A 16,255-nucleotide genomic window follows, 5' to 3' on the forward strand; every position below is an offset into this window, starting at 1 on the left:
TGAGGGCTTATGGAGTGGAAATATCCAACGTGTTTAAAAAGGGGAATGACCATTGGATGTATAGCACCTGCTAGTAGCAGTGACGAATCCTTGAACACGATACAACAGATATGTAGTGAACATGGTTATAACATTATATTTGGGGAATCCTGTTATCGTACTGGCTTGTATGGAGGCAGTACGGAGGAACAAGCGGAAGAATTTGAATGGATGATGACTAAGGCGCCTTGTGATGCGGTGTTAGCTTTACGAGGTGGCTATGGAACGATGCGATACGTAGATCGCATTGATTATGATGCTATACGTAAATACGGAAAACCTTTTATAGGCCATAGCGACTGTACAGCATTACATATGGCTATTAACCGATATGGTCGTCTCGTTACCTATCATGGACCGATGGGTGTAGATTTTACAAAGGCACGGAAGCAGGATATAGCCCATCTATTTGAAGCGTTAGAGGGGCGTTTGCGTGTTATTGAGCCATTACCGGAGCCACCGAGAGGGGCTATTGGTACAGAATTAGGGGAGGGCATCTTGCGTGGCGGCAATATGACAATGCTTTCCATGTTATGTGGCACACCTTATTTTTTAGAGGATGATAGCATAGAGGACACGATTTTATTTTTAGAGGATATAGGCGAAGCTCCATACAAATTAGATCGTATACTACAACAGTGGCGACTATCCGGTTTGTTAAGCCGCATAAAAGGATTGATGCTTGGTACCTTTACAGACTGTGAAGGCGATGAGGATGAAGCAGATTATGACATCGGTTATGAAGTATTGCGATATATGGAAGAGAATCGCAAGCGTCATTTACCAGATCCATTTGTATGTTATGTACCAACGGGACATGGTACGCCACATCAAACATTGCCTCTAGGGGGTCATGTTCATTTTCGATATATTTCTAATACAATTGTATTATCGCCTTATACAAAGTAACATAAATCATAAGATACATGAGGAAAAATCTATGAATTTAAAGGAAAGGGAGGCTCAAGCGTGTACCATAATTGATGGTATGCAAGATGAGTTGAAATCGATTTCCCTATTTTTACATAATAATCCAGAACTGGGGCAACAAGAGGTACTGGCTGTAGACAAAATTAGTCAATATATGATGGACAATGGTTTTGATACGACCGTAGGTCTAACAGAACGTTTAGAGTTACGCACTGCCATGAGATGTGATATTGGTACAAATCGTTTACATAAAATAGCTTTTTTAGGTGAATATGATGCTTTGCCAGAATTGGGTCACGGTTGTGGTCATAATTTGATTGCTATTATGAGCATGGGGGCCGCTATTGCCTTTAGTCAAACATCACGCGAGACATGGGGGACAACCTTTTTTGGTTGCCCTGCAGAGGAAACAATTGGCGGTAAGGTGTATATGGCTGAAGAAGGTTTATTTAAGGGCTATGATGGGGCTTTGATCATACATCCAGGTGGTGAAAATGAAGTGGGTGGGACGTCATTGGCAACGCATCCATTAGAGGTTACTTTTCGTGGTAGATCCTGCCATATTGCATCATTAACTGATTCTGGTATCAATGCATTAGACTGTGCGGTTGATCTATATCAATCTATTAAACAAATGAAAACTAATACCTTTCCTAAAGGGGCTATAGTAGGAGCTGTCTTTACACAAGCTGGCACCGCGCCTAATGTAGTGACCGACAAGGCTACGTTGCGTATGACCGTGCGTGGTGCTACAGTAGCAGATTTGGAAGATTTGATTTTGCCTGCTATTAAAGCTGAGTCGAGTCGTATTGCCACAAATTATGGTGCTACAGTTGAGATGCATCATTATGAGCCTTTATTTAAGGATATGAGACAAGATAAACGTTTACTATCTTTATTTAATGAGGTTATGACTGAGTTTGGTGAAAGCCCACGCCAATTACCACCAGATGAGGCAGATGGCAGCACAGATGTAGGCAATGTTTCTTATGAAGTGCCAACGGCTCAACCGACATTGACGATTGGCAATCGTCTAGAAGCACATACGCCTGAATTTGCTTGTGCAGCAGGTTCTGAGTATGGATTGGACCAAGCTATTAAGGGGGCTAAGATTATGGCTGTTGTTGCCTTGCGTTATGCGGAAGCATTAGAAGCGTAAATTTTGACATATTTAGTGTAATCAAGGTACAATAAATATATTAATTAGTGTGAACTAAGCCGTCTTAAGCAAGACGGCTTTTATTCCGATGGAGATAGATGATGAGTGTATTAACGGTATCCCATGTAACGCATGGCTTTGGGGCACGACAAATATTAGATGATGCATCGTTCCGACTGTTAAAGGGCGAACATGTAGGCTTGATTGGTGCGAATGGTGAAGGTAAGTCTACGTTTTTAAATATCATTACAGGAAAACTGCCTCCTGATGAAGGTAAAATTGAGTGGTCCAATCAAGTGACCGTGGGCTATTTAGATCAACATGCGGTCCTTGAAAAGGGCATGACCATCCGTAATGTATTGCAACGTGCTTTTGATGATTTATACATTATGGAAGAGAATATCAACGATGCGTATAGTAAAATGGGTGATGTTTCAGAAGATGAAATGAATCGTCTCTTAGAGCAAGTTGGTGAATGGCAAGAAATTCTAGAGCAACGTGGGTTCTACGAGATTGATGCGGTTATTGAAAGAACCGCACAAGGATTGGGCCTTATGGATATTGGTTTAGAACGAGATGTATCTGAGCTAAGTGGTGGTCAACGTACAAAGGTTTTGCTGACTAAACTATTACTTGAAAAACCGACCATATTACTACTAGACGAACCGACGAACTATTTGGATGTAGAACATATTCATTGGTTGCAAAACTATTTACAAAATTACGAGAATGCTTTTATCTTAATTTCTCATGATATGGAGTTTTTAAACTCTGTGGTCAATGTAATCTACCATATTGAACAGGCTGTCCTTACTCGATATACTGGGGATTATCATCAATTCCAAGCCGCCTATGAGGTTCAGAAGGCACAGGCTCGCAAGGCTTATGAGCGCCAACAGCAAGAAATTGAACGTATGGAGGATTTTATTCAACGCAATAAGGCGCGTGTAGCTACCCGCGGTATGGCAAATTCTCGTGCTAAACGATTAGAAAAAATGGAAATTCTTGAAAAACCAAAGGAGTATATCAAACCATCTTTTGGATTTAAAGAAGGCCGTACACCTAGTCGTTTTATTGTTGAAGCCTTTGGCCTTGAGATTGGTTATGACGAACCGCTCACAAGACCTGTAGACTTTCAAATTGAACGAAACAAAAAAATCGCTATTCGCGGTGTCAATGGTTTAGGGAAAACAACCTTATTAAAGACTATTTTAGGTTTATTAAAACCGGTGAGTGGTGAATTAACAAAAGGCGACTTTCTTGAGGTTGGTTATTTTGCTCAAGAGGATGCACCATCTAATTCAGAAACTGCATTAGACTATATTTGGAATGAATACCCCGCTATGACAAATGCGGAGGTTCGTGCAGCACTGGCGCGTTGCGGTTTGTCAAATGAACATATAACATCTCAAATGCGCGTTTTATCCGGTGGTGAAAATGCGAAGGTAAGACTTTGTAAATTAATGCAGAAAAAATACAATGTTCTCGTTCTTGATGAACCGACAAATCATTTAGACATACACGCAAAAGATGAATTAGCACGAGCGTTGCGTGACTTTAAAGGCACCATTGTTCTCGTCAGTCATGAACCAGAATTTTATGAAAGTTGGATCACCGATATTTGGAATATAGAGGATTGGACAACGAAAATCGTTTAGGAGGGCCTATGAATCAACTTGCTAAAGAAGGGATAGAACAGTTTTTGCGCGCTCTATCCGTTGATACAAAGGCACCAGAATTAGAAAAAACACCAATCCGTGTAGCCGAATTATATGAAGAGCTATTTTCTGGTGTAGGTAAAGATACAAAGGAGTTATGGGGAGAGCTGTTTTCTACGGATTATAATGGCTTAGTAGCTGTTACAGACATTCCGTTCTACTCCATGTGTGAACATCATCTATTGCCATTTTTTGGCACTGTAGATGTAATATATCAACCACATAGTGGTTGTGTAGCTGGCTTAAGTAAGTTTAATGATGTAATAACGGTATTAAGTAGAAAACCACAATTACAAGAACGATTGACTCGGGAAATAGCTGATGCTATCGAACGAGATTTATCGGCAGAAGGTGTTTTTGTACGTCTTAAAGCCACACAATTATGTATGTTGATGAAGGGGACTTTGCAACAAGGCTCGCAAGTGGTAACCATAGAAAGCAGAGGCTTATTAAGGGAGGCTGGATCTTTGCGAGACGAAGCATTGGCTATGTTAGGAGGCACAAATGTATAAACGTAGACAATATACTTGGAGTGATGGAAAATCATTACGCTTATTTGACCATACATTGATTATGGGGATTTTAAATGGTACGCCAGACTCTTTCTCTGATGGTGGATTGCATAATACACCCGAAGCAGCGGCAGAGTGGACTCGTCAAATGATTCTTGACGGGGCTGATGTGATTGATTTAGGTGTTGAATCAACGCGACCTGAATGTACACCATTGACAGCAGATGAAGAAATTGAACGCCTTAGTGTATTGATTGATCCTGTATTAGAGGCATCTACTGTACCTGTATCCATTGATACGTATCACGCTAAAACAGCTGATTATGCATTCTCTAAAGGAGCACATATTTTAAATGATGTATGGGGATTACATTATGATCCAGATATGGCGGCCGTAGCTGCAAAACATCGCGTGCCGATTATCATTATGCACAACAGCAATGATACAAATTACGATGATATCATTGAAGATATGAAAGCCTATTTCTTCTCTGCTGTTGATAAAGCGTTAAAAGAAGGAGTACAACCACAAAATATTTGGCTTGATCCAGGTATTGGTTTCGGGAAAACAGAGGAACAAAATATTGAGGTTTTACAACGTTTAGGTGAAATTACAGCTTATGAATATCCTGTATTGTTAGCACCTAGTCGAAAGCGCTTTATTGGCTCCATGCTTGGTGGACTTCCTCCAGAAGAACGTGATGAAGGTACTGTAGCAGCTTGTATTACAGGAGTTTTCCAAGGTGTTGATATGGTTCGTGTGCACAATGTATTAATGCATAAACGTGCTCTTGTTGTAGCGGATGGTCTACTTCGCGGCGAATAAGGGGTTTACTATGGATAAGATCGTATTAAAAAACATGGCTTTTTACGGATATCATGGTAATTTAGAGTCTGAAAAATCTCAAGGGCAACGCTTCTTCGTAGATGTGGAGATTAAAACTGATTTAACAAAGCCTGGTCAAACCGATGTTTTGGAGGACTCCATCAATTATGTTGAGGTTTATGATATGGTAGCCTCTATTATGACTGGTGAAAGTTGCAATTTACTTGAACATATTGGGGCATTAATTGCAGATTCACTATACCAACATTTTCAAGGAATTATTGGTTTAAGCGTAGCCGTTCGTAAACCATCGGTACCTATTGCCGGTGTATTAGATTATGTAGAGGTTGTAACGACTCGAGGTCAAATTTAATGTACACATACTATATTAGTGTAGGTTCTAATATAGGGAATCGCCGTCAGTTTATTATGGGTGCATATGATTCGCTTTCAATACATCCTCAAGTTCATAGGATTACTAGTTCCTCCGTTATGGAGACAGAACCTTGGGGCTATACAGAACAAGATGTGTTTTTAAACGCTGTTTGGTGTGTATCTAGCTCGTTAGAACCTCACGATTTACTCGATGTCTTACAGTCATTAGAATGTGAGGCTCAACGTAAGAGGGATATTCATTGGGGACCAAGAACACTTGATTTGGATATTGTATATGCCCTATCGGATGATGGTGCGTGTATGTATATCAATGATGCTCGATTAGTGATTCCTCATCCCTATTTTTGGGATAGACTATTTGTTTTAGAGCCCTTGATGGAGCTAGATAAAGCGTTTACATATAATGGGGAATCCATAGGTGATAGGATTCAAACATTAAAGAAATAATATGAGATGTGTATTCATAAGGGGTTAAGATGAATGCAAAACGACTGGGATTTATCTTTATTGCCATTCTTCTAATGGGGTTATCTTATTGGGCGATGTCGATGGTTAATAATGATGTAAAGTCTGTTAAGGTAGATCCTGAACAGCATACTTTGATGGTTATATCAAATGATGCAGTTATATCTAAACGTATATTAGGAATGAAACAAATCGGTGATGACGTATATTTTTTAGGCTATGAAGGCTATGGTATTTATAATGTAAAAGAAAATACTATTCGTCTCAATGCAATCCAATTTAAAGGTAACCATATTGAGCCAGGGCAATTAAAAAATTATCATAAAGGTGTACGTTACGTAGAAACTGTAGCGAACTTTCAAGATTTTTCTGCTGATGAACAACGTAACTTTTCAGATTTGCTCAATGCTACTGATAAAGGAGCTCATTATATAAAGCCTTATTACCAATCTGGTTATGAATCTTCGCTCATCGATTTAGATAAGAAATTTTTTATTACTAATAATGTAAAGTCTCTTAAGCAAGGGGATTCAAAATTATATATTTTAGATGGCTCTGGATTTATCATTATTGATCGGTCAAAACAAGAAATTCAGGGATACTTTAACACTCGTATTCTAGGAGAGGGTACGAAAGGTGTTCCTGATAGCTTGAAAGGTCATTATGGATCACAATTTATACGGATTTATGCATTAAATAAGATAGAACCAGATGACTTATCTATTTTGTGGAATTTACGTAAACAATATTTAGAAAAGAATAAAATTGATGTACAGGAACAAAATCTATTTTCTCTGGAATTAATTGATGTACATCAGTAGGAGGTATACATGCTTTGGTCTATTATTGTTGGTGGTTTTATTGGTTTCGTAGCAGGACGTATTACTAAGAAAGCGAAAAGCATGGGAATTATTCTTCGTGTTGTAGCAGGTTTAGTTGGGGCCTCTGTGGGTCAAGCTTTACTTGGTACCTGGGGACCTAGTCTTGCGGGTATGGCCTTAATTCCATCCATTGTAGGTGCAGTTATCGTTATTGCTGTAGTGAGTTTCTTTTTTGGAAGGGACTAACAATATATTTAAAAAAGGACTATTATAGTAAGTGGCTATAATAGTCCTTTCAATTATTTATAAACCAAATGGTATTGAGGAGACCCTTATGAAATTACGTAAAGTAGGTATTATCGGAACTGGACATGTAGGCTCGCATGTAGCCTTTTCTTTAGCTTTGCAAGGCGAAGTTGATGAGTTATATATGATGGATATTGATGAAAAGAAAGCTAAAGCACAGGCTATGGATGTTAATGATGCGGTTAGTTATATCCCTCATCGTGTAACGGCTACATCTGGTCCGATTGAAGAATGTGGTGATTGTGATATTCTTGTTTTTAGTGCGGGCCCACTACCTAATTTATATCAAGATCGCCTAGAAAGCCTTGGTGATACAATCGCAGTACTAAAGGATGTTATTCCTCGCATTAAAGCATCTGGGTTTAAGGGCTTTATTATTTCTATATCTAATCCAGCAGATGTAGTGGCTACGTATTTATGTAAACATTTAGATTGGAATCCAAAGCGCATTATTTCGTCAGGTACAGCGCTAGATTCTGCAAGATTGCAAAAAGAGTTAGCTCATATATTCGATATTAGCAATCGAACTATTACTGCTTATTGCATGGGTGAGCATGGCGCAAGTGCTATGGTGCCATGGTCACATGTGTATGTACAAGGCAAGCCGTTAGTAGAATTGCAAAAAGAATTGCCTCATAGATTTCCAGAACTAGATCATAAACAAGTTTTAGATGATGTTAAAATTGGTGGATATCATGTGTTGGCAGGCAAAGGCTCTACGGAATTTGGTATAGCAAGTGCCACTACAGAGTTAATTCGCTCTGTATTCCATGATGAGAAAAAAGTATTGCCATGTTCTTGTTATTTAGATGGTCAATACGGGGAAACAGGCGTTTTTGCATCCACACCTGCTGTCATTGGCAAGGATGGCATAGAAGATGTTCTTGAATTACAAATGACAGAGGATGAATTGGCTTTATTTAAGAAATCCTGTGAGGTTATTAGAGAATATGCAAAAAAAGCAGAAACTATGTAATGTACCTTAAATATATTTCAAAATAAATCTACTTTTATACAATTTTCTATCTATAATTTCCTAGGGGTTCTGTGGTATAATTTGTTATTATGTATATAGTTAATACTATTTTTGGGGGCTCTGCATGAAACAATCTGAACATCGTGAAAAACCGATAAAGCGTAGACGGGTGCAACGAAATCGACGCGCTGAAGATCGTAAGATTGTCATTATGTGGGTGAAACGCATTGCAGTTGCAGTAATGGTTATGCTTTTACTTGGACAAGCATATCGCTTAGTAGCTATATATCAAGAAAAACAACATATTGAACAACAATTGCAAGAATTGCAACAAAGAAATGATGAATTAGAACAAGAAAAAGCAAAGCTACAAGATCCTAAGAATATTGAAAATGTAGCACGTGAGCAATTAGGCCTCGTTAAACCGGGTGAAGTGCCATATGTAAAATGATCTTGTCATCATTGGTGTAGTTTTAGTTTATATTTTGAGGTTTTATTAGGAGGTTGCATGGCAATCGAAGTTGGTAGCGTTTTAAACGGTACAGTTTCCGGTATTACAAAGTTTGGTGCTTTTATCGATTTAGGTGATAAACAAACAGGTTTAGTTCATATTTCAGAAGTAGCTCATGGCTATGTAGAGGATATTAACGATGTACTAAAAGTACAAGATGCAGTGAAGGTAAAGGTCTTATCTGTAGATGGTAGTAAAATTGGTCTTTCCATTCGTCAAACTCAAGAAAAACCACAAGTAGAGGAACGCCGTCCAGAGCGCCGTGTACAAAGTCGACAAAGTGCAGAGTCTTTTGAGGCAAAGATGAAATCATTCTTGCGTGATAGCAACGAGCGATTACATGATTTAAAACGTAATACAGAAGGTAAACGTGGTGGCCGTGGCGGTCGTCGCGATTAAAATAAAGAGATGGTTTCGGCCATCTCTTTGTGCATATACTTTAAAATTGCAATTATAGTGGGTAATTAATAGAGGAATAATAAGGAGGGGCGGCTATGAAAGCTGCTATTATCGATGTAGGTTCTAATTCTATTCGATTATTACTAGGAACTTATATAGATGGTCAATGGCATAACGAACCAAAGCGGTTATGGACAACGCGATTAGGTAAACGAAATGAAGATGGATCGTTAACGACAGAATCGATGGATGCATCTTATAAAGCGTTTTCTGAAATAGCCACTCTAGCGAAAGATTATGGTGTAGACCATTGTCTTGCATTTGCAACGAGTGCCGTTCGAGAAGCATCAAATGGCATTGCGTTTATGGAGCAAGCCATGACATATTGCTCCATGACGTATCGTATCTTAAGTGGTGATGAAGAAGCAGTTTATGGATTTAAAGGCGCTTTACAAGATTGTTTAGCTGACGGATTACATTATGCAACCATTGATATTGGCGGTGGTAGTACTGAGTTGGCACTCGGTTCTAAAGATAGCATCTATTGGAGTCGTTCGTACCCTGTTGGAGCAGTACGTCTTCGCCCACTTTCAGATGAAGGCCCACAACGAGTATGGGAAGAAACTAGATTCTTATGGGACCCTATGATGATAGAGGGCACCTTTGGTGACTTTATTGGCATAGGTGGTACTATTACAACCTTGGCAGCTATTGATTTAAAAATGACAGAATATGATGGTCATAAGATTCAAGGTCATAAATTATCAAGAGAGTGTGTGGAAGGCATTATTTTACAATTGCGTTACATGAGTCGTGATGAACGTTTACATGTACCAGGACTACAGCCTGGGCGTGCAGATATTATTGTAAGTGGTGCAGAAATACTAACATCATTTATGGATGCTTATGAGGTGCCTCATATTTTTGTGAGTGAACAAGATGGGATGGAAGCATTGCAACAAGAATTGTTTGAAGGTCATGATGAGCCAACACAGTAAAACTACTCCAAAAGTAATTAAACAACTACATAGAACTGTTAATAAAACCTTAAAAGATGCTAATTTATTTCCTAAGGAAGCACGTGTTTTGATTGCTTGCTCCGGTGGTCCAGATTCTATGGTCTTGCTAGATGTATTGCAATATTTAAATTATCATAGGAAAGCCCAGTGGACTATCGGCGTTACAACTATAGATCATTGCATTCGCAGTGAAGGTGCTAGTGAATTACAGCTAGTGGAAAACTATTGTAAGGAGAGAAATATACCTTTCTGGGGGATAAAAAGGGATGTTCCTGCTATAGCTAGGGCGCGAAAAGAGTCTGTAGAGACCATTGGTCGTTATGAGCGTTATGCGTGGTTTAATCAATTAGCAGAACGTGAAGGCTATGATTATATCGTTACCGCTCATCATAAGGATGATCAAGCGGAAACTATTTTGGCACATATACTGCGTGGAACGGGGGTTAAAGGCCTTACAGGAATGATTGTGGTGAGTCATGATTATATGGTTCCCGTTGTTCGACCATTATTAGAAGTGACAAAATCTGAAATATTGGAATATGCTCAATTACAGAGAATTGTTTATTGTATAGACGGTTCTAATGAGGATGTACAATATAATCGTAATCGCATACGCCATGAAGTGATTCCTGTCTTACAAACAATAAATCCCAATGTAGTAGATGCACTATGTCGACTAGGAAATATTGCTCATGTTGATGAGGCTTATATATATGGTGAAAGTAGACGTTTATTTTCACAACTAGTGATGCTGACTCCATATGGATATACTGTGTCACGACGTGCTATGAGAGCATTGCCACTAGCTATGCAACGTAGACTGTGGCAGTTGATGATTACTAGTGTGTCACTGTCCTTGTTACATCAAGAGCAACTAGAGCATATTGTGAAATCAGGAGAACCCAAAACTTTCACCATTCAAAAAGTTACAATTAACGCACAATGTGATACAATACATGTATATTGCGAACATTAGATATAGAGCCGGGAGGTCTTTTATATGCATCAAGATGTAAAAGAGATTTTATATACTCAAGAACAATTAGCGTCTCGTATTCGTGAATTAGGCGCTACCATCAGCAAAGATTACGCAAACGATTCTGTTGTACTTGTAGGTGTATTGAAGGGTGCTATTGTTTTCTTTACTGATTTAGCACGTACTATCGATAACACCGTAGATGTATCCTTTGATTTTATTTCTTGTTCTAGCTATGGAGATGGCACAACCAGTACTGGTGTAGTGCGAATTTTAAAAGATTTGGATCGTTCCGTAGAAGGCAAGCATGTATTAGTCGTAGAGGATATTGTAGATACTGGTACGACACTTCACTATTTATTAGATAATTTAAAAGCACGCGGTGCTAAGAGTGTTCGTCTTGTGGCGCTTCTTAATAAGCCAGAACGTCGTAAAATGGACGTTGATGTCGATTATGTAGGCTTTACTGTGCCAGACTATTTTGTTGTTGGTTATGGTTTAGACTATGCTGAACGATATCGTCAATTACCGTATATTGGTATTTTGAAAGAATCAGTTTATCAATAAATGACAAATATATGTTAAACCTAAATAATGGCGAGTGTTTGTTCGCCTTTTATGGTATAATATAATAATGCATATCATTATGCATTTAAATTAAATAGATTATACATTACATGTGAAAGGAGTAATTTTTTGAGTCAATTTAGTAAAAAACTCGTCCTTTACTTACTTATCATTGCAATTGCCGTTTTCGCTATAGATTCACTTGCAGGGCAAAACAATAATAAAGCCGAAATGAGTTATACCGGTTTTGTACAACAGGTACAACAAAAAAAGGTTGAGTCTGTAACGATAACAAATGACCATGGTATCAAGGGGAAATTAAAAAATGGTACGGATTTTGTATCCTATGCACCATCTGATGATACATTGATTAAAACCTTGACAGATAATGGTGTTGAAATTACAGCAGCACCACCAGAACAACCTTCTTGGTGGGTAAGCCTATTAGGTTCTGCTATTCCAATTATTATCCTAGTGGTTGTATTCTTTTTCATCATGCAACAAACCCAAGGTGGTGGCGGTCGCGTGATGAACTTTGGCAAAAGCCGTGCTAAGATGATGGGCGACGGAAATGTAAAGGTTAAATTTAACGATGTAGCTGGTGCCGAAGAGGCAAAACAAGAATTGACTGAGGTCGTAGAATTCTTGAAGGATCCAGGTAAATTTACAAGCATTGGTGCTACTATTCCTAAAGGGGTATTATTAGCAGGACCTCCAGGTACAGGGAAGACTTTGTTAGCAAAGGCTGTAGCTGGCGAAGCTGGTGTTCCATTCTTTACCATTTCCGGTTCAGATTTCGTAGAAATGTTTGTCGGTGTCGGCGCATCTCGTGTGCGTGACCTCTTTGGTCAAGCGAAAAAGAATGCACCATGTATCATTTTTATTGATGAAATTGATGCGGTAGGCCGTCAACGTGGTGCGGGCCTTGGTGGTGGTCACGATGAACGTGAACAAACATTAAACCAATTGCTCGTAGAAATGGATGGCTTTAGTGCCAATGAAGGTATTATTACCCTTGCTGCAACCAATAGACCAGATATTTTAGATCCCGCGTTGTTGCGTCCAGGTCGCTTTGATAGACAAGTTGTTGTTGGCCGACCAGATCTTCGCGGTCGTGAAGCAATTCTTAAGGTTCATGCACGCAATAAACCGATGGCCGATGATGTGGACTTAAAAACAATTGCGAAAAAGACACCTGGTTTTACCGGTGCTGACTTGAGCAATTTGTTGAATGAAGCAGCCTTATTGGCAGCTCGCTTAAATAAAAAAATCATCACTATGGCTGAACTAGAAGAAGCTAGTGAAAAGGTTAGCATGGGACCAGAACGCCGTAGTCATATTGTTAGCGAAAAAGATCGCAAATTGACTGCTTATCATGAATCTGGTCATGCTATTGTGGCACATTTGTTGCCACATGCAAATCCTGTTCATAAGGTAACGATTATTCCTCGTGGCTATGCCGGTGGATATACAATGATGTTACCTAAGGAGGAACATGATTATAAAACAAAAGCTCAATTATTAGCTGATATACGCGTTTCTTTAGGTGGTCGTATTGCAGAGGCTCTTGTACTAGGTGATATTAGTACTGGTGCATCTGGGGACTTACAAACTGTAACAAGTACAGCGCGCTCCATGGTAATGCGTTGGGGCATGAGTGATACATTGGGACCAATCGTATTTGGTGAACAACAAGAACAAGTATTCCTTGGAAAAAATATCGGGCATGAACGCAACTTCAGTGAAGAAGTGGCAAGTAAAATCGATGTTGAGGTTCATCAGATTGTAGATGAAGCATATCGTGATGTAGAAAAATTGTTAACAGACAATATGGATTTCTTACATAACATGGCCAATGCCTTATTAGAAGAAGAAACAATTGATTCAACAGCAGTTGAAAACCTTCATAAATACGGTACTACTAAGGCTCCTGTCGAAACAGAAGATACAAACGTAGAGTCCGTGGAAGCAGTTACTAGTGCACCTGAATTTGTGAATGAAACAAAAATTGATTCTACTGAATCCGATGTACAATCTTAATAGATAATCAAAAGAGGCTACCTTGCGGTGAATCGCAAGGTAGCCTCTTTTATTGTCCGTCAGAAGCATGGCGTGTGGCCATGAGTTCTTGGATGCGTATTTCTTTTTGGCGTTGTAGATATTTTTGAGCTAGTACATTTGGAATTGCTACACCAACGGCAATAGCTACGATACAGAGTACACCAGTAGTACCGTTTTGAGCCATATACAATAATCCTGATTCATTTAACTTGTTGATGTGTAATATATCAAATAGGAATCGATATAATAAAATACCTGGCATGAGTGCAATGGCGGATGGGACAACCAATACCGGTCCTGAGGTTCGAAGCCAAGAGGATAATTTAAGAAAAATAATACTCATTGTAGCTGCACCTATGAAGGTGGCACCAGGAAGAGAAAATCCATAATGTACAAGTACGAGATTTCGTACACTGACGCAGACGACACCGCCCAATCCAATATAGAATAATGAACGTATAGGCGCATTGAAGAGGACTGCAAAGGATGCAGCGGCCATAAATGCACCGATCATTTGTTCAATAGTGAATACATGAGGTTTAATATCTACAAAACTAAAGGCAGGTACAGGACTAAAATAAAGGGCCATTGCCATACCAAGTGTCATGCTACCTACGATGAGAAGTGTACGAATCGCCCTTGTTATACCTGATAAAATATGATTGTTAATAGTGTCCACAACAGAATTGATTAGAGGTACACCAGGAATCATAAATAAGGTACAACAAACGAGTACATATAACAGTGAACCTAGTTCAATATGGAGGTAGAAACCGTAAGCTATAAACATGGCTGTAAATGAACCTAAGGCTATACTCATATATTCATTAAAACCTAGTTTGTGAGATAAGCTACGCGTAAAATATCCACATAATGAACAGATAAATGTAACTAGTAATGCAATAATATCGCCGCTAAATAAGAATGCTAACCCAGATGAACCTAGTGCGCAAGCAATACCTTTTATCCAATTAGGATACACAGAGATTGCATGTGGAAGTTTCGTTATCAACATTTCATAGGTAGTCAATGAATAGTGACGCTCGAAAGCTCTCCACGTTAATTTAGAAACGGCATTAATCATAGCCATATTAGGAATGTGACTCGGTGTTTTTCTGAATACCGTAATAGATCGTTCTTCGTGGAAGATATTAATCATAATAGTGGTATAACTAATATGTATATTAAGATATTCATGAGGTATGCCCATAAATGTGGCAGCCCTTAAAATTTCTGAGGTTATGCGTCCCGTATCAGCACCCGACTCCATCAATAGTTTTCCAATACTCAATAAGACATCTAGTTTTCGATGGATATGAATAAAAGGTGTTTCTAAGACTTCGTTTTTCTCAGCTAATGTGAACTGTTTCATAGATACTCCATAGATACTCCTTAGAATTATCATAGTATATTCATTATACTATTAATGGATTATAATATCATTCATAAATCTATTTGTCTACCTTAGGGGGTATTAAAAATCAAATAACTTGCATTTTTTTGAATGATTATTTATAAAATTGATAAATAACACTTGCATTTTCAGGGGTCCACTTGTACAATCGAATTGTAAACCGACATGAGAAGGGGGCCTTATTATGCGTGATGAAGTATTAGAATTTTTACGACAGAATCAAGGCGGTTTTGTATCGGGGCAAGATATGTCAGAGGCATGTCATGTGTCTCGGACTGCCATTTGGAAGCATATAAAAGCACTACGACAAAAGGGCTATAAAATTGAGTCCTATACAAAGCGTGGATATCGTTTGTTGGAGGAGCCGGATTTGTTAAGCCCATTAGCAATGAAACAAATATTAAATACCGATGTATTTGGTAAACGATATGTATATATGGATACTACTGAGTCTACTAATTTAGAGGCTCGTCGATTAGCACAACAAGGTGCCGAGGAAGGTACTGTTGTTGTTACAGAGGAACAAGCTGCAGGACGAGGTCGTTTGTCTCGTGGTTGGTATTCTCCGTTTGGAAAAGGTCTCTGGTTTAGTCTTATTCTACGTCCTGACTTTCCTCCTGCTGAGGCTCCTAAATGTACATTGATGGCTGCTGTAGCATTGACAAAAGCCTTTCATAAAATGGGGCTTACAGATGCTGGTATTAAATGGCCTAATGATATTTTGGTCAATGGTCGTAAATTGGTAGGTATCTTAACAGAAATGTCCGGATCAATGGAAGAGATTTCTCATATTGTGATGGGGATTGGTGTTAATATTAAAATTAAACAAGAGGAATTACCTGAAGAAATTAAACAAATTGCTACATCACTCTTGATGGAAGGAATCGAAATCGAACGGACAGAAGCTTTCAAAATCATCTTAGAAGAATTAGAGCATCAATATTACGAAGTGTTGGATAGCGGATTTGATGATACTTTGAATGAGTGGCGTAAGTTAAGTGTAACTTTAAATCAAGAAATTGAGGTTAGAGCGCCAGGTAATACATATGAAGGGGTGGCTACTGATATTGATAATGATGGTAATTTATTGGTAAAAACATCCACAGGGGATATTAAGAGGGTTGTTGCTGGTGACGTTTCTATACGGCCACGAAAATAGG

General features: G+C 38.7%; 18 protein-coding genes. 17 read left to right on the forward strand and 1 reads right to left on the reverse strand.

What is annotated here, in order from left to right; translation table 11 throughout:
* Nucleotides 1-9: 9 nt before the first annotated feature.
* The 16 genes from VEI_RS02210 (at nt 10) to ftsH (ending at nt 13,660) form a co-directional block, all read left to right on the forward strand.
* Nucleotides 10-948 (forward strand): S66 peptidase family protein, encoded by a 939-nt coding sequence (locus VEI_RS02210; RefSeq protein ID WP_059361663.1) that lies wholly within the window; start codon nt 10-12, stop codon nt 946-948.
* 31 nt (nt 949-979) lie between these two features.
* The gene (locus VEI_RS02215; RefSeq protein ID WP_059361664.1) at nt 980-2,128 is read left to right on the forward strand and encodes an amidohydrolase; all 1,149 of its coding nucleotides are present in this window, start codon (nt 980-982) and stop codon (nt 2,126-2,128) included.
* 101 nt (nt 2,129-2,229) lie between these two features.
* Nucleotides 2,230-3,786, forward strand: a complete 1,557-nt coding sequence (locus tag VEI_RS02220) for an ABC-F family ATP-binding cassette domain-containing protein (protein WP_059361665.1) — start codon at nt 2,230-2,232, stop codon at nt 3,784-3,786.
* 8 nt (nt 3,787-3,794) lie between these two features.
* Complete coding sequence (gene folE, locus VEI_RS02225) at nt 3,795-4,358, forward strand: GTP cyclohydrolase I (protein WP_059361666.1); 564 nt, start codon at nt 3,795-3,797, stop codon at nt 4,356-4,358.
* Nucleotides 4,351-5,184 carry a dihydropteroate synthase gene (gene folP, locus VEI_RS02230; RefSeq protein ID WP_059361667.1) on the forward strand — a complete coding sequence of 278 codons (834 nt, stop codon included), beginning with the start codon at nt 4,351-4,353 and terminating at the stop codon, nt 5,182-5,184. The genes folE and folP overlap by 8 nt, the downstream gene beginning before the upstream one ends.
* 10 nt (nt 5,185-5,194) lie before the next feature.
* Nucleotides 5,195-5,557, forward strand: coding sequence for a dihydroneopterin aldolase (gene folB / locus VEI_RS02235; RefSeq protein WP_059361668.1), 363 nt, complete (start codon nt 5,195-5,197; stop codon nt 5,555-5,557).
* Nucleotides 5,557-6,027 carry a 2-amino-4-hydroxy-6-hydroxymethyldihydropteridine diphosphokinase gene (folK, locus tag VEI_RS02240; protein WP_059361669.1) on the forward strand — a complete coding sequence of 157 codons (471 nt, stop codon included), beginning with the start codon at nt 5,557-5,559 and terminating at the stop codon, nt 6,025-6,027. Before folB ends, folK begins: the two co-directional genes overlap by 1 nt.
* 29 nt (nt 6,028-6,056) lie before the next feature.
* Nucleotides 6,057-6,866: a hypothetical protein gene (locus VEI_RS02245; RefSeq protein ID WP_059361670.1), complete on the forward strand. Its 810-nt coding sequence runs from the start codon at nt 6,057-6,059 to the stop codon at nt 6,864-6,866.
* Between the two features lie 9 nt (nt 6,867-6,875).
* Entirely contained in the window at nt 6,876-7,112 is a 237-nt protein-coding gene (locus VEI_RS02250) for a GlsB/YeaQ/YmgE family stress response membrane protein (RefSeq protein ID WP_016476584.1), read from the forward strand.
* A gap of 88 nt (nt 7,113-7,200) precedes the next feature.
* Nucleotides 7,201-8,148 carry an L-lactate dehydrogenase gene (locus VEI_RS02255; protein ID WP_059361671.1) on the forward strand — a complete coding sequence of 316 codons (948 nt, stop codon included), beginning with the start codon at nt 7,201-7,203 and terminating at the stop codon, nt 8,146-8,148.
* Nucleotides 8,149-8,272: 124 nt separating this feature from the next.
* Nucleotides 8,273-8,599, forward strand: coding sequence for an FtsB family cell division protein (locus VEI_RS02260; RefSeq protein ID WP_005379832.1), 327 nt, complete (start codon nt 8,273-8,275; stop codon nt 8,597-8,599).
* 57 nt (nt 8,600-8,656) lie between these two features.
* Nucleotides 8,657-9,058 carry a S1 domain-containing RNA-binding protein gene (locus VEI_RS02265; RefSeq protein ID WP_005379830.1) on the forward strand — a complete coding sequence of 134 codons (402 nt, stop codon included), beginning with the start codon at nt 8,657-8,659 and terminating at the stop codon, nt 9,056-9,058.
* 95 nt (nt 9,059-9,153) lie between these two features.
* Entirely contained in the window at nt 9,154-10,056 is a 903-nt protein-coding gene (locus tag VEI_RS02270) for a Ppx/GppA phosphatase family protein (RefSeq protein ID WP_059361672.1), read from the forward strand.
* Nucleotides 10,037-11,053 carry a tRNA lysidine(34) synthetase TilS gene (tilS, locus tag VEI_RS02275; protein WP_059361673.1) on the forward strand — a complete coding sequence of 339 codons (1,017 nt, stop codon included), beginning with the start codon at nt 10,037-10,039 and terminating at the stop codon, nt 11,051-11,053. The genes VEI_RS02270 and tilS overlap by 20 nt, the downstream gene beginning before the upstream one ends.
* 24 nt (nt 11,054-11,077) lie before the next feature.
* Nucleotides 11,078-11,620, forward strand: coding sequence for a hypoxanthine phosphoribosyltransferase (hpt, locus tag VEI_RS02280; protein WP_059361674.1), 543 nt, complete (start codon nt 11,078-11,080; stop codon nt 11,618-11,620).
* Nucleotides 11,621-11,749: 129 nt separating this feature from the next.
* A complete protein-coding gene (gene ftsH, locus VEI_RS02285; RefSeq protein ID WP_059361675.1) occupies nt 11,750-13,660 on the forward strand; it encodes an ATP-dependent zinc metalloprotease FtsH in 1,911 nt (636 codons plus the stop codon).
* Between the two features lie 49 nt (nt 13,661-13,709).
* On the opposite strand, the gene VEI_RS02290 is transcribed toward ftsH, so the two are convergent.
* Nucleotides 13,710-15,053, reverse strand: coding sequence for a threonine/serine exporter family protein (locus VEI_RS02290; protein ID WP_059361676.1), 1,344 nt, complete (start codon nt 15,051-15,053; stop codon nt 13,710-13,712).
* 226 nt (nt 15,054-15,279) lie between these two features.
* Here VEI_RS02290 and VEI_RS02295 point away from each other — a divergent pair, with 226 nt between their 5' ends.
* Entirely contained in the window at nt 15,280-16,254 is a 975-nt protein-coding gene (locus VEI_RS02295) for a biotin--[acetyl-CoA-carboxylase] ligase (protein WP_059361677.1), read from the forward strand.
* Nucleotide 16,255: the final 1 nt, after the last annotated feature.

The sequence above is a fragment of the Veillonella tobetsuensis genome (assembly GCF_001078375.1).
Lineage (GTDB): Bacteria > Bacillota > Negativicutes > Veillonellales > Veillonellaceae > Veillonella > Veillonella tobetsuensis.